Annotated in this window: 18 protein-coding genes; 11 read left to right on the forward strand and 7 right to left on the reverse strand. The window is 49.8% G+C overall.

Annotated features, from left to right (window positions below; genetic code table 11):
- Positions 1-35 precede the first annotated feature (35 nt).
- The 5 genes from H8L47_RS16990 to H8L47_RS17010 all read right to left on the reverse strand — a co-directional run bounded on the left by H8L47_RS16990 (position 36) and on the right by H8L47_RS17010 (position 12,576).
- Positions 36-2,924, reverse strand: coding sequence for a M16 family metallopeptidase (locus tag H8L47_RS16990; RefSeq protein WP_230413793.1), 2,889 nt, complete (start codon positions 2,922-2,924; stop codon positions 36-38).
- Between the two features lie 160 nt (positions 2,925-3,084).
- A complete protein-coding gene (gene lpdA / locus H8L47_RS16995) occupies positions 3,085-5,199 on the reverse strand; it encodes a dihydrolipoyl dehydrogenase (RefSeq protein ID WP_186954785.1) in 2,115 nt (704 codons plus the stop codon).
- 14 nt (positions 5,200-5,213) lie between these two features.
- On the reverse strand, positions 5,214-6,539 hold the full coding sequence (gene aceF / locus H8L47_RS17000; RefSeq protein WP_186954786.1) for a dihydrolipoyllysine-residue acetyltransferase: 1,326 nt from the start codon (positions 6,537-6,539) through the stop codon (positions 5,214-5,216).
- Between the two features lie 135 nt (positions 6,540-6,674).
- A complete protein-coding gene (aceE, locus tag H8L47_RS17005) occupies positions 6,675-9,371 on the reverse strand; it encodes a pyruvate dehydrogenase (acetyl-transferring), homodimeric type (RefSeq protein WP_186954787.1) in 2,697 nt (898 codons plus the stop codon).
- Positions 9,372-9,786: 415 nt separating this feature from the next.
- Entirely contained in the window at positions 9,787-12,576 is a 2,790-nt protein-coding gene (locus H8L47_RS17010; protein WP_230413794.1) for a TonB-dependent receptor, read from the reverse strand.
- A 344-nt stretch (positions 12,577-12,920) separates the two neighbouring features.
- Here H8L47_RS17010 and folD point away from each other — a divergent pair, with 344 nt between their 5' ends.
- The 6 genes from folD to H8L47_RS17040 all read left to right on the forward strand — a co-directional run bounded on the left by folD (position 12,921) and on the right by H8L47_RS17040 (position 18,734).
- Positions 12,921-13,766 carry a bifunctional methylenetetrahydrofolate dehydrogenase/methenyltetrahydrofolate cyclohydrolase FolD gene (folD, locus tag H8L47_RS17015; RefSeq protein WP_186954788.1) on the forward strand — a complete coding sequence of 282 codons (846 nt, stop codon included), beginning with the start codon at positions 12,921-12,923 and terminating at the stop codon, positions 13,764-13,766.
- A 1-nt stretch (position 13,767) separates the two neighbouring features.
- On the forward strand, positions 13,768-15,831 hold the full coding sequence (locus H8L47_RS17020) for a M3 family metallopeptidase (protein WP_186954789.1): 2,064 nt from the start codon (positions 13,768-13,770) through the stop codon (positions 15,829-15,831).
- Between the two features lie 17 nt (positions 15,832-15,848).
- Positions 15,849-16,448, forward strand: a complete 600-nt coding sequence (locus H8L47_RS17025) for a glutaredoxin family protein (RefSeq protein WP_186954790.1) — start codon at positions 15,849-15,851, stop codon at positions 16,446-16,448.
- A 6-nt stretch (positions 16,449-16,454) separates the two neighbouring features.
- Positions 16,455-16,874, forward strand: coding sequence for a DNA polymerase III subunit chi (locus tag H8L47_RS17030; RefSeq protein WP_186954791.1), 420 nt, complete (start codon positions 16,455-16,457; stop codon positions 16,872-16,874).
- Between the two features lies 1 nt (position 16,875).
- Positions 16,876-17,274 (forward strand): hypothetical protein, encoded by a 399-nt coding sequence (locus H8L47_RS17035; protein ID WP_186954792.1) that lies wholly within the window; start codon positions 16,876-16,878, stop codon positions 17,272-17,274.
- A 155-nt stretch (positions 17,275-17,429) separates the two neighbouring features.
- On the forward strand, positions 17,430-18,734 hold the full coding sequence (locus H8L47_RS17040; protein WP_186954793.1) for a D-amino acid dehydrogenase: 1,305 nt from the start codon (positions 17,430-17,432) through the stop codon (positions 18,732-18,734).
- Positions 18,735-18,932: 198 nt separating this feature from the next.
- Here H8L47_RS17040 and H8L47_RS17045 read toward each other — a convergent pair whose 3' ends face one another.
- Complete coding sequence (locus H8L47_RS17045; protein WP_186954794.1) at positions 18,933-19,445, reverse strand: Lrp/AsnC family transcriptional regulator; 513 nt, start codon at positions 19,443-19,445, stop codon at positions 18,933-18,935.
- A gap of 146 nt (positions 19,446-19,591) precedes the next feature.
- On the opposite strand from H8L47_RS17045, the gene H8L47_RS17050 reads away from it, so the two are divergent.
- Complete coding sequence (locus H8L47_RS17050; RefSeq protein WP_186954795.1) at positions 19,592-20,737, forward strand: branched-chain amino acid ABC transporter substrate-binding protein; 1,146 nt, start codon at positions 19,592-19,594, stop codon at positions 20,735-20,737.
- Positions 20,738-20,865: 128 nt separating this feature from the next.
- Here H8L47_RS17050 and H8L47_RS17055 read toward each other — a convergent pair whose 3' ends face one another.
- Complete coding sequence (locus tag H8L47_RS17055; protein ID WP_186954796.1) at positions 20,866-21,174, reverse strand: c-type cytochrome; 309 nt, start codon at positions 21,172-21,174, stop codon at positions 20,866-20,868.
- Between the two features lie 130 nt (positions 21,175-21,304).
- On the opposite strand from H8L47_RS17055, the gene H8L47_RS17060 reads away from it, so the two are divergent.
- From H8L47_RS17060 to H8L47_RS17075, 4 genes are all read left to right on the forward strand, one after another.
- Positions 21,305-21,538 carry a TIGR04438 family Trp-rich protein gene (locus H8L47_RS17060; protein ID WP_186954797.1) on the forward strand — a complete coding sequence of 78 codons (234 nt, stop codon included), beginning with the start codon at positions 21,305-21,307 and terminating at the stop codon, positions 21,536-21,538.
- A 53-nt stretch (positions 21,539-21,591) separates the two neighbouring features.
- Positions 21,592-22,524: a LysR family transcriptional regulator gene (locus tag H8L47_RS17065; protein ID WP_186954798.1), complete on the forward strand. Its 933-nt coding sequence runs from the start codon at positions 21,592-21,594 to the stop codon at positions 22,522-22,524.
- On the forward strand, positions 22,502-23,296 hold the full coding sequence (gene lgt / locus H8L47_RS17070) for a prolipoprotein diacylglyceryl transferase (protein ID WP_186954799.1): 795 nt from the start codon (positions 22,502-22,504) through the stop codon (positions 23,294-23,296). Before H8L47_RS17065 ends, lgt begins: the two co-directional genes overlap by 23 nt.
- Before the next feature lie 116 nt (positions 23,297-23,412).
- Positions 23,413-24,159 carry a substrate-binding periplasmic protein gene (locus H8L47_RS17075; protein ID WP_186954800.1) on the forward strand — a complete coding sequence of 249 codons (747 nt, stop codon included), beginning with the start codon at positions 23,413-23,415 and terminating at the stop codon, positions 24,157-24,159.
- Positions 24,160-24,718 lie beyond the last annotated feature (559 nt).

Raw genomic sequence — 24,718 nt, forward strand, 5'->3', positions numbered from 1 at the left:
GCTTTTAAGCTTGATTTTGACGATCTGACGTGTTTTTACTCTGCAAACACCTTGCTCGCAGGGATAATATTGACTGACTCAGCCTTGATGTTCAGCTTTCGCTTGCCAATGACCTGATCTTCATCCAGCAAGTCTTTAGGTTTGTCGGAATTGTATTTGATAGGCGAGAAGGCATCGGCGACCAATTTCTCTTTCAAATCAGCGGCGTCTTTGGCGATCATGACGACGGACAGATTTTCAGAACTCAGATGCTTTTTGATGGCAGCATTGACTTCATCCGCAGTCAGTGTCGCCAGCTTATCGCGCATCATTTTTGTGAACTCTGGCGTGCGATGCCATTGCGCATCGAGTGCATAACCGAGTTGCTGGTCCTGGGTGGCCGTCATCATGAAGACATTCTTCATGAGGTAGGCGCGGGTCATCTCGAACTGTTCTTTGCTCAAGCCTTGCTTGACCATTTTATCTAGTTCGGTAATTGCCACGCGCAAGGCCATGTGTGCGTTTTCAGGTGCGACCGGACGTATCCAGATTTCAAACAATTGCGATTGTCGGGCACGGTTGGCAGTTGGGAAGAACTGGAACATGCCACCAGGGAAGGCTTCAATATACGCATAATCACCATAGTTCATGCCACGTATTTCACGTATGCGCTGATACAGGTGGGATGAACTGGCCCTGTGTTCACCCAGCCAGGTCTTGGCTACCCATAGCGATACGAAGTCAGGATGAGCGCGCGTCACCGTGATAGGCAAACCCAAAGAAATTGCTGTTGCTCTGGTATTTTTTTCTATAATTTCTACATCCAGACCTTGCGTAGCCTTACCAGCTGGCGCAGCAATCGCCGGCAAGCCCTTGCCTGCTGGCAGCTTGGCGACAACCTGTTTAAGGGCATTCACCATCTCATCATTGACGTCACCCGAAATACCAACATTAAGTGCGCCACTGGTATAAGCCTGCTTCCAGAATTGTTTGACGTCATCCAGGGTGATGGCTTCTATGCCTTTCAGCGTACCCAATACCGGATGGGCATAAGCAGAACCAGCAAAGACTTTGGTTTGCAGGCGTTCCTTGGCAAACTCTTCTTCATTGTTGTCTTTCAGATCAAGCAAGAGAGCATTCTTTTGCTCATCCTTGATACGGCGGAAGTCTTCTTCGCGGAAACCCGGTTCCAGCAATTGCGGCATGGCGATGCGCATATATTCTTGCCATTTATCCTTGTGCACGGAGCCAGTGAAGCTGGTCATTTCCTTGTCGGTCTGGGCTGAGAAGCTGGCCGCCATGGGGAACAGGGCTTTCTTGACTTCATCTATCTTGCGCTCTTTGGAACCGGCATTGTCTATCATCGCTGCCGTCATACGCGCCAGGCCTTCCTTGCCTGCCGGGTCTTGTGCAGAACCGGCATTGAATACCAGCTTGAAGCGTACCTGTGGCAATTTGGATGCCTGCACCAGCACATTGTATTTGCTGTAGTCAGGCTTTTCTATCAAGCTGGCCAATTTTGGCAGGGTTGCAATTTCAGCAGGCAAGGCATTGCTGGACAGCGTGCTGATTATCATGCCTTCATCGACCAGATATTTTTTCGCAGCAGCTTGCAAGTCGGCAGGTGTCAGGCTGTCGATGACTTGATAGAACTGATTCATGGTGGCATAGGAGCGCTTATAATGAACAAAACGCGCCAGCGTACCGGCAATCTGATCAGTATTATCGAGACTGCGTATCACGCCATATTTGAGCGCGGACTTGGCGTCGTCCAATTCCTTGCCAGACAAAGGTGCATGCGACAATACGGCGATTTTTTTCAATATCGCATCCCTGACATAGACCACATCTTCTGGCTTCTTGACGCGGGCAGCGATAGTCGCCAGACCGGGGTCTACGTTATCTGGCGTGTAATCAAACAACTGATCAACTTTTTGTTCATCCTGCTGCAAGCGTTTGTACAACTCCGAAGTCGCACCGAAAGACAGCGACAACAACATGCGCAGTGCAGCATGCTCCTTATTGGTGACTGAGAAGGCCGGTGCATGGAAAGACACTGTCACATAGGGCAGGGTCGAACTGGGCCAGGGCACGTGTTTGTAGTAAGGACCATTTGCTGGCGGTTCTACAGGTACAGGCGCCTGCATTTTGCCACGCTGCCACTTGCCCCAGTATTTCTCTATCAGGGTGATGGTCGCCTTGGGATCGACATCGCCAGCAACAATCAGCGTTGTATATTCGGGCCTGTACCAGCGATCGAAGAATATTTTGGAGTAGGCAAACTGATTGGGCATGTCCTCAATATCCTTGAGGAAACCCATGGTGGTATGTTTGTAAGTATGCTTCTGGAAAGCCGTGTCACGCGTGACTTCGAACAACTTGCTGATAGGGTTGGCGCTATTTTTATTGTATTCACCCAGTACGGCGCGGGACTCTGTCTTGAAATCAGCTTCGCTATATGACAGATTCTGAAAGCGATCAGCTTCTACCCGTAGTATGGTTTCCAGGTCTTCCTTGGAAAAAGTCGTGTGGTAGTTGGTCAGGTCATCGCTGGTATAGGCATTTTGCCTTGCACCTGTGGCGGTCAGGATATCCTTGTACTTGTCTGCCGGAATTTCCTTGGTGCCACGGAACATCATGTGTTCGAAGAAGTGAGCAAAGCCCGATTTGCCTGGCTCAACTTCATTACGGGAACCAGTCTGCACCGGGATTTGCAAGGATACCAAATTTGGCAAACCAGTAGGCACGATGATGATTTTCAAGCCATTTGGCAAGAGCTTCTCGGTTGCCTGGAAAGGCAGCAAATCCTTGCCTGCCTGCGCCTTGCCAGCAGGCTTATGTGCTGGCGCTGGTGCTTGTGTAGCCGCGCCCTGATTTTGTGCGAATGCTGGATAGACGATGCTGGCTAGCGCCAGCGTCATGGCACAAGGTGCAAAAAATTTCATTGTATCCCCCGGTTAATAGATGTAAGCGATCTTATGAGTCTATGACTGCAAATACAAGAGCTAGTTCAGATTCTGAGGAAAGGTTCAAGGACAAAAAACAAAGCCCGGATACAGTTTCCTGTATCCGGGCTTTGTCTGGTCCTGCTTATTAATTACATGCTTACTTCTTGCGTTGTGGTGGCAAATCTGTACAAACACCTTTGTACACCTCAGCTGCCATACCTATCGATTCACCCAGAGTAGGATGAGGATGGATGGTCTTGCCTATATCCACCGCATCTGCACCCATTTCAATCGCCAGGGCTATCTCGCCTATCATGTCACCAGCATGCGTGCCGACGATGCCACCACCGACGATGCGCTTGGTTTCTACATCGAACAGCAACTTGGTGAAGCCTTCGTCACGGCCATTCGCCACTGCACGGCCAGAAGCTGCCCATGGGAAATGTCCTTTTTCGAGCTTGACGCCCTTGGCCTTGGCTTCATCTTCCGTCATACCTACCCATGCGACTTCAGGGTCGGTGTAGGCAACGGATGGGATCACGCTGGCATCAAAGTAAGCTTTTTCACCGGCTGCGGCTTCTGCTGCCACATGAGCTTCATGCACGGCCTTGTGTGCTAGCATGGGTTGGCCAACCAGATCACCAATCGCAAAAATATGCGGCACATTGGTGCGCATTTGTTTGTCGACGTTAATGAAACCACGGTCAGTCACGGCCACGCCTGCCTTGTCGGCAGCAATCTTCTTGCCGTTCGGGCTGCGGCCTACTGCAACCAGCACCAGGTCATAGACTTGTGGTGCAGGAGCTGTTGCCCCAGCTTCTGCGGCTTCGAATGTGACCTTGATACCTTCAGGCAGGGCTTCAACCGCAACCGTTTTGGTTTTCAACATGATGTTGTCAAAACGTTTTTCATTGAATTTTTGCCAGACCTTGACCATGTCACGGTCTGCGCCCTGCATCAGGCCATCCAGCATTTCTACGACATCTATGCGTGAACCCAGGGTGGAATACACAGTTGCCATTTCCAGGCCGATGATGCCGCCACCGATGACCAGCATGCGTTTTGGTATCTGACGCAATTCCAGTGCGCCTGTACTATCAACAATGCGCGGGTCAGCTGGTACAAAAGGCAAGTTCACGACAGAAGAGCCAGCGGCAATAATCGCCTGCTTGAATTGCACGGTTTTCTTGCTGCCATCAGCCGCTGTGACTTCAATATGGTTAGGGCTCAGGAACTGGCCTACGCCCTGCACTACATTGACCTTGCGGGCTTTTGCCATGCCATTAAGGCCAGTCGTCATTTTCTTGATGACGCTTTCCTTGTAGCCTCGCAGTTTGTCGATATCGATTTCCGGCTTGGTAAAGGTCACGCCATGCGCAGCCATGGATGCAGTTTCATCAATCACTGCTGCTACGTGCAACAGCGCCTTGGATGGGATACAGCCCACGTTCAGGCAGACACCACCCAGTGTGGAATAACGCTCAACCAACACTGTATTCATGCCCAGATCGGCAGAACGGAAGGCAGCAGAATATCCGCCAGGGCCAGCACCCAATACCATCATGTCGCATTCGACATCGACCTTGCCTGTGTAACCAGAAGCAACTGGCGCAGGGACGACAGGTGCTACAGCGGGTGCAGTTGCTGCTGGGGTGGCAGCAGCAGGAGCAGACGCTGCCTGGCCTGCGGCTTCTACCAGTAACAGCAAGCTGCCTTCGGCAACCTTGTCACCAACCTTGACCTTGATTTCTTTTACCGTACCGGCATGGCTGGATGGAATTTCCATACTGGCCTTGTCAGATTCGACAGTAATCAGAGATTGATCTACCTTGATGTTGTCGCCGACTTTGACCATGACTTCGATGACTTCAACTTCCTTGAAATCCCCAATATCTGGTACTTTGACTTCGACGATGCCGACCGGACCAGCAGGTGCAGCGGCGACTGGCGCAGCGACAACGGGGGCTGCTGGTGCTGGAGCAGCCGTAACTGCTGGAGCTGCCGCAACTGCAGGTGCTGCATTTGCCGCAGCACCTTCTGCTTCGATCACCAGCAACAAGCTGCCTTCAGCAATTTTGTCACCGAGTTTGACTTTCAATTCCTTGATGACACCGGCATGGCTGGATGGGATTTCCATGCTGGCCTTGTCGGACTCGACCGTCACCAGAGATTGATCGACTTTGATGGTATCACCCACCTTGACCAGCAATTCTATGACTTCAACTTCCTTGAAATCACCGATATCGGGTACTTTGACTTCGATAGTGCTCATAGTCTGTTCTCCGTTCACAGCAAGGTTTTACGCAGATCAGCCAGTACATCAGCCAGATAAGCGGTGAACTTGGCAGCCATGGCACCATCAATAACGCGATGGTCATATGACAACGACAAGGGCAGCATCAGGCGCGGCTGGAATTGCTTGCCGTCCCAGACTGGTTTGATACTGGATTTGGACAAACCCAGAATCGCCACTTCAGGTGCATTGATGATAGGCGTGAACGCCGTGCCACCGATACCACCGAGCGAAGAGATCGTGAAGGTTGCGCCCTGCATGTCAGCAGGTTTCAGTTTGCCATCGCGTGCCTGGGCTGACAATTCCCCCATTTCAACAGCGATTTGCGACAGGGTTTTCTGGTCTGCATTTTTAACGACAGGCACCACCAGGCCATTCGGTGTATCAGCAGCAAAACCGACGTTGTAGTACTGCTTCAGGATCAGGTTTTCACCTGTTGCATCGAGCGAAGAATTAAATGCCGGGAATTTTTTGAGTGCGGCAACGCTGGCCTTGATGACAAAAGCCAACATCGTCAGTTTGACGCCGGATTTGACCAGGGCTTCATTCGAAGATTTACGGAACTCTTCAAGATCGCTGATATCAGCTTCATCAAATTGCGTGACATGCGGAATCATGACCCAGTTGCGGTGCAGGTTCGGGCCGCTGAGTTTTTTGATACGTGACAAAGGCGATGTTGTGGTCGCGCCAAACTTGCTGAAATCCAGCGATGGCCATGGCAATACATCGAGGCCAACGCCACTGCCATTTTTTGCCGGAGCAGAAACCGCAGCAACAGCTGTGCTGCCTGCCATGATGCCCTTGACGAAGTTTTGTACGTCTTCTTGCGTGATACGGCCTTTTTGGCCGGAACCGGCAACGCGGCTAAGATCAACACCCAGTTCACGCGCAAATTTGCGTATGGATGGTGAGGCATGGGCCTTGCCTGCGCTGGCTGTTGCTACAGGAGCAGTCGGTGCTGCAACAGGAGCGGCAGCAGGTGCTGGAGCCGCTGGTGCAGGCGTTGCAACTACAGGCGCTGGTGCTGCTGCCGGAGCAGCAGGTGCAGATGCTGGAGCGGCGGCTGGCGCTGATGCACTTGCCGCAGCATCAACCACGACCAGCAAGGAACCTTCAGCAACCTTGTCGCCGACCTTGACTTTAATTTCTGTGACCACACCAGCATGGCTGGATGGAATCTCCATGCTGGCTTTATCTGACTCTACGGTGATCAGTGACTGATCGACCTTGATGGTGTCGCCGACTTTGACCATCAGCTCAATGACTTCAACTTCCTTGAAATCACCAATATCCGGTACTTTGACTTCTACGCTACTCATAGTTTTCTCCATTGTCGCTCTGCGCTATCACAGGGCGGTTGGGGTGAAGCCAGGTTTTACCCTATCTTCACGCTCATCCTGTCTCCCCCTAAAAATGAAAGTGGCAGGAAATGTTAGTGGGTGTCAGACGTAAAATTACACAGTAACCGGATTAGGTTTATCTGCATTGATACCGTATTTGGCAATCGCCTGCGCCACCACGGATGCGGACAAGGCGCCTTCATCAGCCAGTGTCTTCAACGCCGCGATAACGACGAAGTAACGGTTGACCTCAAAGAACTCACGCAGTTTGGCGCGGGAATCTGAGCGGCCAAAACCATCTGTACCCAAAACCTTGTAGCTACGGTTTTTAGGTATGAAGGCGCGTACCTGTTCAGCGAAAGTGCGCATATAGTCGGTTGCGACAACGATAGGGCCAGCCGTGTCTTTCAGGCATTGAGCGATGTAAGGTACGCGTGGTTCTGCAGTCGGGTGCAGCATGTTCCAGCGTTCAGCATCCTGGCCGTCACGGGCCAGCAGTGTGAAGGATGGTGCAGACCAGACATCGGCAGCAATGCCCCAGTCATTTTGCAGCAATTCAGCACCGGCAATCACTTCACGCAAGATAGTGCCTGAGCCCATCAGTTGCACGCGGTGCTTGGTGGTTTGCTCGGATTTTTGCAACTGGTACAGACCCTTGATGATGCCCTCTTCCTGCCCAGCTTTCAAACCTGGGTGGCTATAGTTTTCATTCATCAGGGTAATGTAGTAGAACACATCTTCCTGATCGGTCACCATGCGGCGCAGGCCATCATGCATGATGACTGCCACTTCATGCGCAAAGGTCGGGTCGTAAGGAATACAGTTAGGGATGGTGGATGCCAGTACATGGCTGTGACCATCTTCATGCTGCAAGCCTTCACCATTCAGTGTCGTACGACCAGCAGTACCACCCAGCAAGAAGCCGCGTGCACGCATGTCGCCAGCAGCCCAGGCCAGATCACCAATACGTTGCAGACCGAACATCGAGTAATAGGTATAGAACGGGATCATGACGCGGTTATTGGTCGAGTAGGAAGTCGCGGCAGCGATCCATGAACTCATGCCACCAGCTTCATTGATACCCTCTTGCAAAATCTGACCGGCTTTGTCTTCGCGGTAGTACATGACCTGGTCTTTATCGACAGGTTCATACAACTGACCAACCTGGCTGAAGATACCGATCTGACGGAACAGGCCTTCCATACCAAATGTACGGGATTCATCGACCATGATAGGCACCACGCGCTGACCCAGGCTGGCATCGCGCAACAAGGCGGTCAGGATACGCACATAAGCAGCAGTCGTGGAAATTTCACGGCCTTCTGCCGTTGGTTCCAGCATGGCCTGGAAGGCTGTCAGTTCAGGCACCACCAAAGCCTCGTCGGCTTTTTGACGACGTTGTGGCAAATAGCCACCAAGCTCTTTACGGCGCGCATGCAGGTATTGCATTTCTGGCGTGTCGTCACCCGGTTTGAAGAACGGGATGGCTGGCAATTCAGCATCCGCAATCGGCAACTGGAAGCGGTCACGCATAGCCTTGATGGCTTCGTCGTCAAGCTTCTTGGTATTGTGCGCAGTGTTGCGTGCTTCGCCGGACTTGCCAAAGCCAAAGCCCTTGATACTCTTTGCCAGGATAACGGTAGGCTGGCCCTTGTTTTCCTGGGCGACTTTAAATGCAGCATAAATCTTGTGTGGGTCATGGCCACCACGGGTCAGACGCCAGATGTCGTCGTCCGACATTTTGCTGACCATTTCCAGCAATTTTGGGTGCTTGCCAAAGAAGTTGGCGCGTACATAGGCACCATCCTTGGCTTTGTAGTTCTGGTATTCGCCATCAACGGTTTCCATCATCACTTTTTGCAGGATGCCGTCTTTGTCTTTCGCCAGCAACTCATCCCAGCCGCTGCCCCAGATGACTTTGACGACATTCCAGCCTGCACCACGGAAATCGGATTCCAGTTCCTGGATGATCTTGCCATTGCCACGTACAGGGCCGTCCAGACGTTGCAGGTTACAGTTAACGACCATAACCAGATTATCCAGCTGTTCGCGCCCTGCCATGCCGATTGCGCCCATGGATTCTGGTTCATCCATCTCACCATCACCGCAGAACGCCCAAACTTTACGTTTTTCAGTATCAGCAATACCACGTGCATGCAAATACTTCAGGAAACGGGCCTGGTAAATCGCCATCAACGGGCCCAGACCCATCGATACCGTCGGGAACTGCCAGAAATCAGGCATCAGTTTTGGATGCGGGTAAGAAGACAGACCCTTGCCATCAACTTCACGACGGAAATGCAGCAACTGGTCTTCAGTCAGACGACCTTCGAGGAAGGCGCGCGCATAGATACCAGGAGAAGAATGCCCTTGAATGTAGAGCAGATCACCACCGTGATCTTCAGTCGGCGCATGCCAGAAATGATTGAAGCCTATGCCCAGCATATTCGCCAGCGAGGCAAAGCTGGACAGGTGACCACCAAGATCGCCATCCACACGGTTAGCCTTGACCACCATGGCCATGGCATTCCAGCGCATATAAGAGCGCAGGCGCTCTTCAATTTCCAGGTTGCCCGGGCAATGCTCACCCTGGTCAGCCGGAATGGTATTCACGTAGGCAGTATTGCTGGAAAACGGAATATGGGCACCACGGCGGCGCGCCAGGTCAACCATGCGCTCCATCAGGTAATGCGCACGTTCAGGGCCTTCGGCCTCTATGACTGCTTCAAGTGCATCCAGCCACTCATTTGTTTCAACTACATCGGGATCATTGGCGGCCTGGGCCAGCACCTGGTCTATCTGGGGTGACATAGAAGGGGTCTCCTGTTATTGCGCGTCAGGGTGAAACGCGCGGGGCGAATCGACAAATTACGGCTAGTTTTTTGTTCTCGCAAGTATTTTAACAGGACTTTTTATTTTTTCAAATAGCGATAAATGATTTCATAATGTGAAATTTACGCCGCAGCGCAGCAATTATGCCGACAGATTTCTTTATCTTCTCGATAAGCCTTCTATTGCAAGCATTCAGAAATCCTTGCTGTGCAGTGCAAAAACTGGGCATAACCAAACAAGCATGGATCTTGCTTGCCACTCTTACGCGTTTATTAATTTTTGCGAGAGGTATGCATTAGCGTTTTGTCTTTTTTAGCTCAAACAAAAAGGGCGATGAATAAATCATCGCCCTTAAAATCGCCTGAATCAGCGTAACACTTATTGCAACTAATTATTATTTAAACTGATATTTCAAACCAACTTTGAAGTAACGGCCAATTGCGCCGCTGCCGTCCATCGGGTTGTAACCCATGGAGCCGTAAGTCAGGGGATCCAGTGGTGCGACCTTGTCAAACAGGTTGGCGATGGAACCGAAGATTTCCAGGTTTTTCATTGCCTTGTAGCGGAAAGACACATCCAGAGTCGTGAAGGATTCCAGTGTGCAACCTGCCGGGGCTTCAGTGCCGTTGGCAAACTTGTTGGAGCATGGCTGACCTTCTTCACCTATGTTTTTCAAGGAACCGCGATAGGCAACCACGCCAGTCACGTTCCAGTTACCCCTGTCCCAACCCAGCACAAAGTTGACTTTATCCTTTGGTGTACCTACGCAATTGGACGTGTCGCAATTACCGTGGGTACCAGCATATTGATGCTGAACCGCGCCATCCACACGCAACCATGAAATAACATGCGTCCAGTTGACGTCCGCAGTCAGCTTGCCATACTCGCCCAGATTGAAACGCTGTTTGGCATTGAAATCCACACCTTTGACTTCGGTGTAGCTGGAGTTGGCATATGGTGCTGCGCCACCGATGATGGTGCCTGTACCAGGAGTTACCACGCCATTGATGGTCAGGTTGTTGTCCTGACGCAGAACGCCTGGCAAGCTGGCTGCTGTCTGGAAGGACATGGAGTTGATTTCGTTGTTGCGACGAATCAACCAGCCATCCACCGCCATGCTGGTGTCTGGCAATGGATCCCAGACCAGACCCAGGGTATAGCCCTTGGATTTTTCAGGTTGCAGATTAGGGTTACCTACTTTGAAGCCTGTAAAGGTCGTGTTGCAATCAGATGCCTGTGCGCCTGGCAGTGCTGTGCCGTTAGGGCAGCGAACCGGATCACGGACGGCAGCTGTACCGGCACTGAAACTCTCTGTACCAGATTCTGGCGCACTCGGTGCACGGAAGCCTTCAGAGTAAGTACCGCGCAGGGCAAATGTCTTCACTGGAGTCCACTTGGCACCAACCTTGGGTGTCACAGAAGAGAAGTGAGAGTATTTGTCGTAACGCAGTGCTCCGGACAATTCCACTGACTTGAGTACCGGTGCCAGCAATTCAGCGTAAATCGCAGAAACTGTTTCGTCACCCTTGGCGGCCACATAGCTGCTGTTGATGGAACCGTCTCTGGAACCATCAAGGGATGGCATGTCATAGGATTCTCTACGATATTCAGCACCTACCGCCAGGCCCATCATACCGCCAGGTAAAGCCATCAATTCACGCGAAGCCTTGAAGTCGATGACATCCATTTTGGTGGGCGCATCGAGAGTCGCAGTCTTGACCATGGCAGCATACAAAGACGCTGGGTTTTTGCCAGCCTGAGCGCCTATATAGTAAGGGAAGTAAGGGCTCTTGGGATCACCCAGAGCAGATTTCAACACGTTCATATTGATCATGTTGGTGTAGTCCAGATGCAGCTTGGACTCTGAATGCAGGATGGCAGTATCAAAATCCCAGCCGGCGACTGAACCTTTCAATCCTGCGACAGCACGATAGAATGAGTTGTCAGCGATACGGCGATTTGCGCCAACATCAAACATGGAATAACGCAGACGAACATCAGCACCGTACGGATTTTGCGGATGCGATGCCGACATCAGGATAGTATTGCCGTAGTTGATATTACCCGTTGGGCTTTTCGCGTTAGGCGGAAAGAACAAATTGGAAGATGTTGCAGGTGGAATGACAGTAAACGCTGCCTTGCGCTGGGAATAACCAAACTCCGCATATGCCTGCAAATCATCATTCAGCTGCCAGGTACCGCGGGCAAACAGGTTCACGCCGTCGATTTGAGGCAGCATGGTACGGAACTGATCTGCGTACCACAAACAGCCACCACCCGGATCTTGCACTTTGGTGCTGGACAAGGACGAGCAGCCTGGCAGAGAGACATAGTTCAGTGTCTTGGGATCGCGCAGGGAACCAGCAGGATTTGGTTGCGCGCTGTTGTTACCAGCGATGTAACCGGAAGTGAAAGAACCCACCGTCACCATAGGGTAACCCCAACGACGCCAGTCACCTGTACCAATCCAGTCACGGTCAGCGCGGTCCTTGTTCATCAACTCGTTAGACTTGTAAGCCTCGGCATTGAGGATGATATTGTATTTGTCCTTGTCGAGATTACCAAAACCAGCGGTGATAGAACCTTTTATCTGATTCGCGTCACGAGAACCGGAAGTGCCAGCAGTGGTGCTGACAGTCACGCCCTCATAATTCTTTTTCAGGATGATATTGACGACACCGGCAATTGCATCTGCACCGTAGATGGAAGACGCACCATCTTTCAGGATTTCGATACGCTCAACCACTTCCATGGGAATGGTGGAAATATCAGTAAAAGCTTTTTGACCGTCATCCGCGCGACCAAACTGCGCCATGCGGCGGCCGTTCAACAAAACCAGTGTGGAGGTAGCACCCAGTCCACGCAGAGAAATTGCAGTCGATCCGGCAGCAAAACCATTACCAAAGCTGGTTGGCAGCGAGCCAGCACCATCAGAAGTCAAGGTTTGCAGATATTCAGCAACAGTTGTTTTACCGGCCTTGTCGATATCGGCACGGCTAATGATTTGTATCGGTGAGGCAGTTTCAGCTTCTGCGCGTTTGATACTGGTGCCGGTTACTTCAACCCGCTGAACTTTGGCCTCTTCCTGAGCAAATGCTGGTTGCACGAGCATGCCCGCAGTCACCATCAGGCCACCAGAAAACATTATACGCAGCGATCTTGAAATTACTTTTTCTTTCAACATTTATTTCTCTCCTTAGAATTAGCCCTGCTGCTGCCTTGTTGCACCTTAACCAATCACAAAATATTTTGAAAATTATTTTTCACAACTGGTATCAAGCCATTCTTGAATTTTGAAGTCAATCACTAGTCAAAGACTGCATCCAGAAAACAACATACCACCGCAAACTCATAACTAAATCAATTTAAAAAATTACATAAGGGTAATGAAAAAGATAAATAAATTATTTAATTAATAAGTACACTGTTTTCTGAGTGATCAAAATCAAGATGCCCAACCCTTAGACTTTAGCCCTTGTGCCAGCATCATTTATAATCTTGACTTATCTCTTACTAACAAAGCCCTATATGACTGCCCAAATTATCAGTGGAACCGAGCTCTCCCTACAAATTCGTGCCGATGTCACTCAACGCGCGGCTACACTAACAGCCCAAGGCAAACAACCTGGCCTGGCAGTCATCCTGGTTGGTGAAAATCCGGCCTCACAGGTGTATGTGCGCAACAAGGTAAAGGCTTGTGAAGACTGTGGTTTCTACTCGGTTTTGGAAAAATATGATGCAGATTTGACTGAGCAGGCCTTGCTTGAACACATTGCCCGCCTGAACAATGATCAAAAAATCAATGGCATCCTGGTACAACTGCCCTTGCCCGCGCACATCAATGCCAACAAGGTCATCGAAGCGATTGCGGCAGAAAAAGATGTGGATGGCTTTCATATTAGCAACGCCGGTCTCTTGATGACAGGCCAGCCTCTGTTCCGCCCCTGCACGCCTTACGGCGTCATGAAAATGCTGGAATCGATCGATTATCCGGTACGTGGGGCGAATGCCGTGGTAGTCGGAGCCTCGAATATCGTTGGCAAGCCGCAAGCCATGTTGCTCTTGCAAGCGGGTGCTACTGTCACCATCTGTAACTCCAAGACCCGCGACCTGGCAGCACATACCCGCAATGCCGACATTCTGGTAGTGGCGACAGGCAAGCGCAATATCGTCACGGCAGACATGATCAAGCCAGGCGCTGTCGTCATCGACGTAGGCATGAACCGCGATGATGAAGGCAAACTGTGCGGTGACGTTGATTATCTGCCAAGTAAAGAAGTTGCGGGTTATATTACGCCTGTACCAGGCGGTGTTGGTCCCATGACCATCACCATGTTACTGGTCAACACCATAGAAGCTGCCGAAAGAATTTAATATGACTCAAGATAATCCTCTGCTGGACTTTAGCGATTTGCCACGTTTTGCCGATATCCGCGCCGAGCATGTTGGCCCTGCCATAGCGGCCCTGCTGGAGGAAAATCGTGCTGTCATAGCTGAACTTGAAAAAAACACTGGCCCGGTAACATGGGACAAGTTTGTAGAGCCGCTGGAAGATGCTGGTGAAAAATTAAACCGTGCCTGGAGTATCGTCAGTCATTTACACTCAGTTGTCGACACACCTGAAATGCGCGCGGCCTACAATGAAAATCAGCCGGCAATTACTGAATTCTCGACAGAGGTGGGGCAAAATCTAAACTTGTTTGCAGGCTATAAATCCTTGCAACAGTCTCCTGATTTCAGCAACCTGCCTCAAGCCAGAAAAACTATTATTCAGAACGAGATACGAGGTTTCCGCCTCAGTGGTGCTGAACTGGCTGAGGACAAAAAGCTCCGCTATGCGGAAATTCAGGAAAAACACGCTGCCTTGTCGACTAAATTTTCGGAAAACCTGCTTGATACAACAAATGGCTTTAGCCTGTTCATCGAAAACGCCACTGATTTAATAGGCTTGCCTGAAGATGTAATACAAGCGGCAAAAACTGCAGCGGAAGCGGATAGCAAGCCTGGCTTTAAATTCACCCTGCAATTTCCATCTTATTTCCCCTTGCTGCAATACGCCGAAAATCGTCAGATTCGCGAAACGATTTATCGCGCCTACGCCACCAGGGCATCTGAACTTGGCATCAAACCGGAGTGGGATAATAGTGACATCATGGCGGAACTGCTGCGCCTGCGTAAAGAAGAATCATCCTTGCTGGGATACAAGAATTACGCTGAAGTGTCCCTGGTCACCAAAATGGCCGAGTCACCAGCCTTAGTCAATCAATTCCTCGAAGATCTAGCACAACGCGCCCGCCCTTTTGCAGAAAAAGATCTGGCAGAATTGCGCACCTTTGCTGCCGAAGAACTGGGCATCAGTGATATGCAGGCCTGGGATACTGCTTTTGCTTCTGAAAAATTGCGCCAGCAGCGTTATGCTTTTTCTGAACAGGAAGTCAAAGAATACTTCCCGGAACACAAGGTCATTGATGGCCTGTTCCGCGTCATACAGACCTTGTTTGCTGTTGACATCAAACCTGATCAAGCAGGCACATGGCACAAGGATGTGAAGTTTTACCGGATTGAGAAAAATGGCTCACTGGTCGGTCAGTTTTATCTCGACCTGTATGCCCGCAATGGCAAAAGTGGTGGCGCCTGGATGAATGATGCGCGCGGTCGCAGATTGACGACGCAAGGTGTGCAAACGCCTGTTGCCTACCTGGTCTGCAATTTCAGTGCCCCCGTCACCATGAATGGTGTAGAAAAACCTGCCCTGTTCAGCCATGACGAGGTGATTACTCTGTTCCATGAATTTGGTCATGGTCTGCACCACTTGCTGACAAAGGTGGATGATCTGTCTGTATCCGGCCTTTCCGGTGTTGAATGGGATGCTGTTGAATTGCCTTCGCAATTCATGGAAAATTTTTGCTGGGAATGGGATGTGCTGCAGCACATGACTGCCCATGTTGATACCGGTGCAGCCCTGCCACGTGCACTCTACGACAAAATGATCGCTGCAAAAAATTTCCAGTCTGGACTGCAAATGCTACGCCAGGTTGAATTTTCTCTGTTCGACATGCGCCTGCATGATGCCTTTGAACCGAATGGCAAGCAAAGCGTGCAAGACATCGTCAATGAAGTACGCGCTCAGGTTGCTGTCATGCAGCCGCCGGAATTCAATCGTTTCCAGCACTCTTTCAGCCATATCTTTTCTGGTGGCTATGCGGCTGGCTATTATAGTTATAAGTGGGCAGAAGTTTTATCAGCCGACGCCTATGCCGCCTTTGAAGAACATGCAAGTGAATCAGGTAGCACCCTGTCACGTGCTGTAGGTGAAAAATTTCAAACTGAAGTCCTGGAAGCCGGCGGTTCCCGCCCTGCCCTGGCTTCGTTCAAGGCTTTCCGTGGTCGTGAACCCAATATTGATGCCTTGTTGCGTCACAATGGCATGAGTGCCTGAGTCTTTAGGAGAAAATGATGACATCCAATAAAAAGGTCCTGATCTGTAGCTTGTTTTCCAGCTTCTTCATGGTGGCGACAGCGCAGGCACAATTATATAAATCCGTCGGACCAGATGGCAAAGTCACCTATAGTGACCAGCCGCCAGCCAACCAGAAACAGGTAGAAAAGAAGAATCTGCCAGGCATCGCCGAGAGTAATAATTTCCCGCCTGAACTTGCAATCGTCGTCGCTAAAAATCCTGTGACACTATACACAGCAACTGGCTGTTCGCCATGCAATGACGGGCGTAATATGTTGAAAGCTGCGGGCGTGCCATTTTCAGAAAAAACAGTCAATACGGCTGCAGATCAGGAAAAGCTCAAGCAAGTCAGCGGCGATACGCAAATGCCTTTGCTGGTTATTGCCAATGTGAAGTTTCGCGGTTATAGCGCGGATGAATGGAAAGATGCGATCTCCAAGGCAGGCTATCCTTCCAGCAACAAACTACCCAAGGATTATCGTTACCCACAAGCAGAACCGGCTTCACCACCACCTCCGCCTCCTGCACCCAAGGCAGAACCGGCCAGGCCTGCTCAGCCAGCAACAAAGAAACCAGATACTGGTTTCCAATTTTGATCCGGCATGACACGCATCGATTTTCATAGCAACGTGGTGGACAAGTTCAACTACACTTGCCGCCTCATACGCAAGGCTTATGCCGCCAATTGCAAAATGGTGGTATACCACCATGATCGCGCCTATCTGCAAAAGCTCGATGACAGCTTGTGGACGCTGACTGAAGCTGATTTTTTGCCCCACGTCATGCTGACTGATCCACTGTCAGCCATGACTCCCATTATCCTCAGTCACGACGAGCATGCCACTTGCCCACACTATGAATTGCTGATCAATCTGACGGCGGCAGCACCTGCCAATTTAAGCCAGTTTCAACGCATGATAGAAGTGATTTCTGCCGATGACGCGGACAAACTGGCCGGGCGTGAACGCTATCGCCTCTATCAGCAGCAAGGCTATACCCTTACCCACTCCGTGGCGAAATAAAATGAATAATCAAATAGATGCCAGCATTCCAGTATTGACTGAAGTCATCAAGCCGGAAGAACTGCTGGCCTCCACCAAGCCTGCGGCTACAATGGAAATCGCAAGCACAAATGCATCTCCATCAATTGAAAAAGAAACTGCCAGCAATAACTATCCTGGAAAAACAGAAGAAGACTGGCAGGCACTGGAACAAAGCCTGAGAGAGAACGTCTTGCGCCAGGTGTTGACGCGCATCGACTTTGTGCTGGAACACCGGATTCGTGACAATCTTGCAGATGTCTTGCAAATTGCAGTGGCAAATTTATCAACTGAAATACGTTCAGGTTTGCACAAAACCCTGGAAGAAGTAATCACGCGTGCCGTTACTCAGGAAATCACCAAGGTAAAAACACCTAAATAATCAAAATAATTAATAATATTTTTATTTTTAAACATAAAGAACAAATTTTCGTTTAAAAATAAAAATACTGAATGCATTTCTGATTACCTGCGCAAGCAAAGTATTTCTACAATCTCCTTCATCGCACATAAGATGAGACACAGGAGATTTACCCCATGAAAGTCATTGTTCTCGGTTCCGGCATCGTCGGCACGTCCTCCGCATGGTTTTTAAAAAAACAGGGTCATGAGGTCATCGTCATTGATCGCCAGCCCGGTGCCGCGCAAGAAACCAGTTTTGCCAACGGCGGCCAGATATCTGTCTCCCATGCCGAGCCATGGGCCAATCCATCGGCTCCGATGAAAGTCTTGAAATGGCTGGGGAAAGAGGATGCGCCGCTGTTGTTTCGTCCGCGTGCCGAGTGGTTGCAATGGGTATGGGGCTTGAATTTCCTGCGGGAATGCACGCCTGGCCGCACCGCAGAAAATATCCGTCAGATCGTTGCCATTTCCGAATATAGCCGCCTGACGCTACGCAGTTTGCGGGAAGAAACCGGCATACAATATGACAGCCTCAGTAAAGGCATACTGCACTTTTATACTGATCAAAGAGAATTTGATATTTCCCTGCCTGCGGCAAAACTCATGCGCGACCTGGGTTGTCCACGCGATTCTATCGATGCAGATGAAGTGGTACGCAGAGAACCTGCACTGGCAAGCATACGCGATAAAATCGTCGGCGGCGATTACACAGAAACCGATGAATCGGGCGATGTCTATCAATTCACCACAGGCCTGGCCGACATGGCAGCCGCAGCAGGCGTGCAATTCCAGTTCAACACGACGGTCACGCGTCTTCTGTCTGAAGGTACGGGTGCCAGCGCCAAAATTACCGCCGTAGAAATCATCGATGCGGCTGGACGACACAAAACCTTGCGGGCAGATGCCTTTGTTGTGGCGATGGGAAGCCACTCTCAAACTTTACTGAAACCTCTGGGCATCTCCTTGATGATTTATCCCGGGAAAGGATACTCAGCGACGTATCAAATCACCAATCCGGAACTGGCACCTGTCGTCTCCTTGACTGACGATGGCTATAAGCTGGTAGTGTCGCGCCTGGGTGACCGCCTTAGGGTGGCTGGCACTTGTGAAATCAATGGCTATGGCCGAGAACTGAATACTGCCCGTTGCGAAGCCATCACCAGACGCACCCGCGAGTTGTTCCCAGGCGCCTGTGACTATGAAAATCCCGTGTACTGGACAGGTTTGCGTCCACTGACACCGTCCAACGTGCCATATATAGGTAAATCCCGCATCAGCAATCTTTACCTCAATACTGGACACGGTACATTGGGCTGGACCATGGGAGCTGGCTCGGGCCGCGCTATTGCAGACATCGTCTCAGGTCTGCAACCCGCCGTGGATTTTGCATTTACCGGTATGGAACGCAAAACGAACAAAAATTTACTTTTGCCTGCCTGATACAGCACCTTTCAGTTCAATACAAGCAGACGCAAAAAATAAAAGCAGCTGCATCTCCAGCTAAAAACCCTTGTCCCGCAAGGGTAAAAACCCGTTTCCCCTCACGCAAGTTGCCAGATGGAATTTCTATCTGCACCAACTTGCGTTTTTTTTGTCATCCATTTCCCCAGCTCTGCGTTTAAGGATAAACAGGCTGAGTCATTTGCCTTTGATACGTACAGGTAACTCTTCGGCTTTTTCATCAAACGCAATGCGTGTCGTAAATTTGGCACGCTTCATGGGGAAACGGGAATGGAAATGTCTTACATTGCCAGAGCCGGATATGGCGCGCCGCACAAACTGGTAGTAGGCATCCATGTCAATGATATGGACGACCAGAAAATAGTCATACTCCCCAGACACAAAATAGCACTGCATGACCTCGGCCTCCTTGTTCATGCGCGCTTCAAATTCACGCATGAATTCGTCCGACTGATTGATCAGCGATACCTCCAGAAAAGCCAGCATGCCATAGCCAAGGGCAAAGCTGTCGACCATTGCCACTTCTGCGCTAATGACCCCCGCTTCGCGCAATTCACGTATGCGGCGCAGGCAGGTAGGCTGGGAAATGTGCAGCTTGTCCGCCAGTACCCTGGTCGGGGTTTGATTGTCTTTTTGAAGGAGGTTCAAAAGCTTGCGATCAAGCTTATCAAGAGTGCGATATTGGGGCATATAAAAAACGTCTGTTTTGAGAAAAAACCACACAAAATAGCTTTGCGAAATATTTTTTCTGTTGTACCTTCTTGCTGTTCAGTTATCTGAATAAGTCAGAGATGCAGTATTGTTATCCTACTTTTTAATCCCTTAGGAGTATGTTCATGTCGTTCAAAACTAAAATGATTCCACTGGCTGGCGCAATTGCTTTCGCTTTCGCTGGTGCTGCGGCAGCTCAAGATCTGGTAGTAAAAATTGGTCACGTTGGCCCTATTTCCGGCGCGATCGCCCACTTGGGTAAAGACAATGAAAACGGCGCCAAAATGGCGATCGAAGAACTGAACGCCAAAGGCGTGATGATCGGCGGCAAGAAAGCCAAATTCGAATTGCTGGCTGAAGATGACGGTGCCGATCCAAAACAAGGCACAACCGTAGCACAAAAACTGGTTGACGCGAAAGTAAACGGCGTTATCGGTCACTTGAACTCCGGTACAACCATCCCGGCTTCCAAAATCTACAATGATGCTGGTATCGTTCAAATCTCCCCATCTGCAACTAATCCTAAATATACACAACAAGGCTTCAAAGGCGCGTTCCGTGTAGTGGCCAATGACGGTCAACTGGGTGGCACACTGGGCCGCTTCGCTGTACAAATCAACAAAGCGAAAAAAGTCGCTGTTATTGATGACAAAACAGCCTACGGTGAAGGCGTAGCTGCTGAGTTTATCAAAGGTGCCAAAGGCAAGGGTGCAGAAGTTGTCGTGCAAGAACATACAACTGACAAATCCACAGATTTCAGCGCCATCCTGACCACAATCAAAGCTAAAAACCCAGACGTTATTTTCTTCGGTGGTATGGATGCGGTTGCCGGTCCTATGCTGCGTCAAATGAAAGCGCTGGGCATTACAGCCAAGTTCATGGGCGGCGATGGTATCTGTACAGCTGACTTGGTTAAACTGGCTGACAACGGCATTGGCGAAGGCCAGGTAGTTTGTGCTGAGGCAGGCGGTGTTCTGGATGCTCAGAAGAAAATCAATGATGACTGGAAAGCTGCATACAAGAAGAAATTCGGTATAGATGTACAAATCTATGCACCGTATGTTTATGATTCAGTCATGGTCATGGTTGAAGCGATGAAAGCAGCGAAATCTGCAGAACCAGCAAAATACCTGCCAGAACTGAAAAAAATCAAATACAAAGGTGTTACAGGCGATATCGCATTTGATGACAAAGGCGACATCAAAGATGGTACTCTGACTTTGTACACATACAAAGGCGGCAAACGCGAACTGCTGCAAGTTGTTAAGTAATAGTTAACATATCAAAATTGCCAGCCAAGCTGGCAATTTTGATGAAAACAGCTCTTGCGAATAAAAAAACCTGACATTTGTCAGGTTTTTTTTTGTTTGATGCAGCTCAAGGCAACTTCATTTAGAGCTTATTTCAAGCTCAAAATCCATTTCACCAAGGTTTTTGCCTCAGCTTCAGACACCTGGGCATTCGCAGGCATGGGAATTGCACCCCAAACACCGGTACCACCTTTGATCACTTTTTGTGCGAGCTTGGCTTCTGCCGTTTTATCATTTGCGTATTTCTTCGCCACATCTTTATAAGAAGGCCCCAGGACCTTGTTATCTACCGCATGGCAACCCATGCAGTTCTTGGCTTTAGCCAAATCTGCATTAGCCATTGCAGAGCCTGAAACCATCACTGCCAACACAGCACCTACCAACAAAGAATATTTCATTGCTTTCTCCAGGTTAAAAACTGCAAGCATTTTACCGCCTTTTGTAGATTTTAACGTTTATCTACCTGCCGGGGTTGACCTGCAGTAAAATTAGTCCAGGACTGTTCCTTCCTGAAAAAGAAAGCATCTTATGTTTATCATCGTACCTCTATTTATTGTGCTGCTATTAAAAGTAGGAGATGTATGGATATTCGCCAGCATGTCCTGGTGGTGGATTATCGGTGCAGCGGGAGCGGCATTTGTCTGGTTTGAATTCCTTGAGCGCATGCTTGGACTGGATAAGCGTAAAGACCATGCGCATTTTGAGAAAATCCAGAAAGAAAGGGTAAAGCGCACTTTTGACAAGACGACAAAACGACGCTAATGACGATGAAAGCAATATTTGCCGACAATGATTCACCAGGGCTATAGTCCCAGATGTCATTACCTGAAATAAGAAATCTGGAATTGCGCCAATTGCGCTATTTCCTGGCGGTTGCAGAAGAAATGCATTTTGGCCGTGCTGCGGCGCGGCTGCACATGACCCAACCCCCACTCTCGCAGGCCATACAAGCCCTGGAAGCCATTCTAGGGGCCGAACTGTTTATCCGCAACACGCGCAATATCTCATTGTCCTCCGCTGGCTTGGCACTCTTGCCAGAAGTACGGCGACTACTCCTTCAAGCCCAGGCACTGCCAGAACTCGCACAAAGAGCAGCAAGTGGTGCCTGCGGACATTTGTCGCTGGCCTTTGTTTCCATCGCCGACTACAGCATCCTGCCGCCTGCACTCAGGGAGTTTCGTCGTCACCATACCGATGTACATATAGATTTGCGCGAAGCGACCAGCGATGTGCAGTTGCTGGCGCTGGAAAACAGTGAAATTGACGCAGGTTTTTTAATCCCCCCCATTCCAGAAAAACTGCAGGGCTTGCTCAACTATCAAAAAGTATTGTCAGAACCACTGATACTGGCAGTCCCAGAAAGCCAGTCCATGGGACGCCAGCAATTGCGTTTGATGGATTGTGCAGACTTGCCACTGATACTGTTCCCACGTAAAATCGCCCCCGCCTTGCATGATGCCATCCTGGGTTGCTTCCATGCTGCGGGGCTGACTCCAGCCATAGGCCAGGAAGCCATACAGATGCAAACCATCGTTGGCTTGGTATCGGCTGGCATGGGTATCGCACTTGTGCCACAATCCGTCTCAAACTTGCAGCGTCCTGGCGTGCTGTATTTTGATTTGCCAGATGCAAGTGCCACCGTAGAAATTGGCCTGGCATGGCGCAAGGATAATCATTCCGCCGTACTGGCCGCCTTTGCCCATCTGTTTAACCATCCATTCATCTATGCTGACTCATCCAAATCCTGATCCCGTTGCCTTCCATCTTGGCCCTGTCTCTGTGCACTGGTATGGCATCATGTACCTGATCGCCTTTGCCCAGTTTATTGCACTTGGTCGTATCAGGATCAGGCAACCACATATTGCAGCGCAAGGATGGACGAGTGAACACATCGACGATATGCTGTTTTTCGGCGTGCTTGGAGTCATCATTGGAGGCCGCCTGGGCGAGGTATTTTTCTACGGTTTTTCATATTATATGGAGCATCCGCTGGAAATATTGGCTGTCTGGAAAGGCGGCATGTCCTTTCACGGTGGTTTCATCGGCGTACTGATCGCCATGTTCTTATGGGCACGCAAAGCCAAATTTCATCTTGCGGATGTGTATGACTTCATCGCTCCCCTGGTACCGCTAGGGTATGCAGCTGGTCGCCTTGGGAACTTTATCAACCATGAGTTACCAGGCCGCATCGCATCAGCAGACCTGCCATGGGCGATGATCTGGCCGGGTATCGACCACCCTGTCCATCCTTCACCAATTTACCAGGCATTGGTCGATGGTCTGTTGGCATTCATCATATTGTGGATATTCGCGTCCAAAGCCAGGCCGAGGCTGGCCGTGGGTGCCTTATACGTAACCCTGTACGGCTGCGCCCGCTTCTTCACTGAATATTTCCGCACCCCGGATTATGAAGTCAATATTCTTGGCGCGACAATTTCGGCAGGGCAGATGCTGTCTTTCCCCATGATTATTGGCGGCCTCCTTTTATTAACATTTTCTTATAAATTTAATAAAAAATAGGCCCTGCCAGATTTAACTATTTCCTTTGTCAAATTCATATAAACTCCTAAGCATATTGGGAATACGCACTTCATCGTATTTTTCGCGTATCCGTCTATAGGAACAAGACCGCGACTATGCATAAAATCTGCTCAGCATTGTTACTCATGTTTTGCCTGTGCTGGCAGAATTCTGGTGCTGTCGAGATGGTGAAAGTGTATAGCTACCATCTGAAGCAGCCTTTGATACTCGATCAAGTCACAGGTCGGGGCCTGTATAACGATATGCTGAGCTATCTGAATAAACAAAACACAGCATATCGCTTCGAACTCATTTATCTACCACGCCGCCGTCTTGACCTGCTGGTCAACTCCGGTAATCTGGATGGTCTGGTGATTGGTGTCAACCCGGTCTGGTTTAACGACAAGGAAGAACAAAAATTCCTGTGGACCCTGCCGGTCATGAACGATATCGACGATGTCGTCTCATCAAAAAATCATCCTTTCGAGTTCACAGGTGCAAAGTCGATGACTGGCCTGCGCATAGGGCTGGTGCTGGGCTATTACTATTACGGTATCAATGAACTCATCGCGGAAGGAAAAATTCAACGCGACGATGCCAGTAGTGAAGAGCACAGTTTTCGCAAACTGATGGCAGGTCGCATAGATGCGGCCATCGTCAGTCGCTCCAACTACGATTATGAAATGAAGAATCATCCTGACTTGAAAGATCAGTTTTACATCTCGAAAAAACCGCATGACCAGTATGACAGACAAATTCTGGTTCCCTTAAACATGCCCAAGGTCCAACAGCAGATCAATGTCATTTTGAGGAATGCTGTCAATGACCCTATCTGGCAAAAACTGATCAATGCTTACCGCTGAATTTTGAATATTCTTTACGATGAGGAAAATTTCGCTTGACGAATACCGGCAATTTCTCTTACAGTCTTTATATGAACTCTTTTTTGACATCGACATCTGCAAGAAAAACTGCTGACAGCGCCAAGCTGCAAGCAGCGCTGATGACTGTGCCAGCATCCCTAGTTCTACTACCATCTCTAGCAAGCTCGCTACTATAAGTTGCGTCTTGTCCAGTTTTAAGCGGCATACCTGCCGGCCTGAAACTCCAGTATCAAAAATTACCTTTATATCCCAGCCGTACCCAGCACAGGCTTCCTGACATCAGGAAAAACAGCATGACACCATCAGGCACATCAGCAAAGAATTCAGCAGACGCTATCAGCGTCATGTCTGACTTTGCCCGCCCACAGTCTGCGCTGCAACGTAGTCACGATCTACTAGCGCTACGACTACTGATCGGTTGACCGGCCTCGCGTATCTCTGTGGCAGCCGGTTAGCTTAGCGCCGCCACATCACCATCCATTCAACAAATTGAAAATATCAGCGCCTTGCTGAGGCACTGTGCCAGCCCAAGGAAAAG

Origin of the sequence: Undibacterium umbellatum, from assembly GCF_014284125.1 — a bacterium.
Classification (GTDB): domain Bacteria; phylum Pseudomonadota; class Gammaproteobacteria; order Burkholderiales; family Burkholderiaceae_D; genus Undibacterium; species Undibacterium umbellatum.

Bases quoted from the DNA above. Each gene is read 5' to 3' on its own strand.
- H8L47_RS17060 (WP_186954797.1), top strand. From the start codon at position 21,305: ATGTTTATCATCGTACCTCTATTTATTGTGCTGCTATTAAAAGTAGGA.
- H8L47_RS17020 (WP_186954789.1), top strand. From the start codon at position 13,768: ATGACTCAAGATAATCCTCTGCTGGACTTTAGCGATTTGCCACGTTTT.
- H8L47_RS17025 (WP_186954790.1), top strand. From the start codon at position 15,849: ATGACATCCAATAAAAAGGTCCTGATCTGTAGCTTGTTTTCCAGCTTC.
- H8L47_RS17040 (WP_186954793.1), top strand. From the start codon at position 17,430: ATGAAAGTCATTGTTCTCGGTTCCGGCATCGTCGGCACGTCCTCCGCA.
- H8L47_RS17065 (WP_186954798.1), top strand. From the start codon at position 21,592: ATGTCATTACCTGAAATAAGAAATCTGGAATTGCGCCAATTGCGCTAT.
- H8L47_RS17035 (WP_186954792.1), top strand. From the start codon at position 16,876: ATGAATAATCAAATAGATGCCAGCATTCCAGTATTGACTGAAGTCATC.
- lpdA (WP_186954785.1), bottom strand. From the start codon at position 5,199: ATGAGCACTATCGAAGTCAAAGTACCCGATATCGGTGATTTCAAGGAA.
- H8L47_RS17050 (WP_186954795.1), top strand. From the start codon at position 19,592: ATGTCGTTCAAAACTAAAATGATTCCACTGGCTGGCGCAATTGCTTTC.
- aceF (WP_186954786.1), bottom strand. From the start codon at position 6,539: ATGAGTAGCGTAGAAGTCAAAGTACCGGATATTGGTGATTTCAAGGAA.
- H8L47_RS17045 (WP_186954794.1), bottom strand. From the start codon at position 19,445: ATGCCCCAATATCGCACTCTTGATAAGCTTGATCGCAAGCTTTTGAAC.
- H8L47_RS16990 (WP_230413793.1), bottom strand. From the start codon at position 2,924: ATGAAATTTTTTGCACCTTGTGCCATGACGCTGGCGCTAGCCAGCATC.
- lgt (WP_186954799.1), top strand. From the start codon at position 22,502: ATGCTGACTCATCCAAATCCTGATCCCGTTGCCTTCCATCTTGGCCCT.
- aceE (WP_186954787.1), bottom strand. From the start codon at position 9,371: ATGTCACCCCAGATAGACCAGGTGCTGGCCCAGGCCGCCAATGATCCC.
- H8L47_RS17075 (WP_186954800.1), top strand. From the start codon at position 23,413: ATGCATAAAATCTGCTCAGCATTGTTACTCATGTTTTGCCTGTGCTGG.
- H8L47_RS17010 (WP_230413794.1), bottom strand. From the start codon at position 12,576: ATGTTGAAAGAAAAAGTAATTTCAAGATCGCTGCGTATAATGTTTTCT.
- H8L47_RS17030 (WP_186954791.1), top strand. From the start codon at position 16,455: ATGACACGCATCGATTTTCATAGCAACGTGGTGGACAAGTTCAACTAC.
- H8L47_RS17055 (WP_186954796.1), bottom strand. From the start codon at position 21,174: ATGAAATATTCTTTGTTGGTAGGTGCTGTGTTGGCAGTGATGGTTTCA.
- folD (WP_186954788.1), top strand. From the start codon at position 12,921: ATGACTGCCCAAATTATCAGTGGAACCGAGCTCTCCCTACAAATTCGT.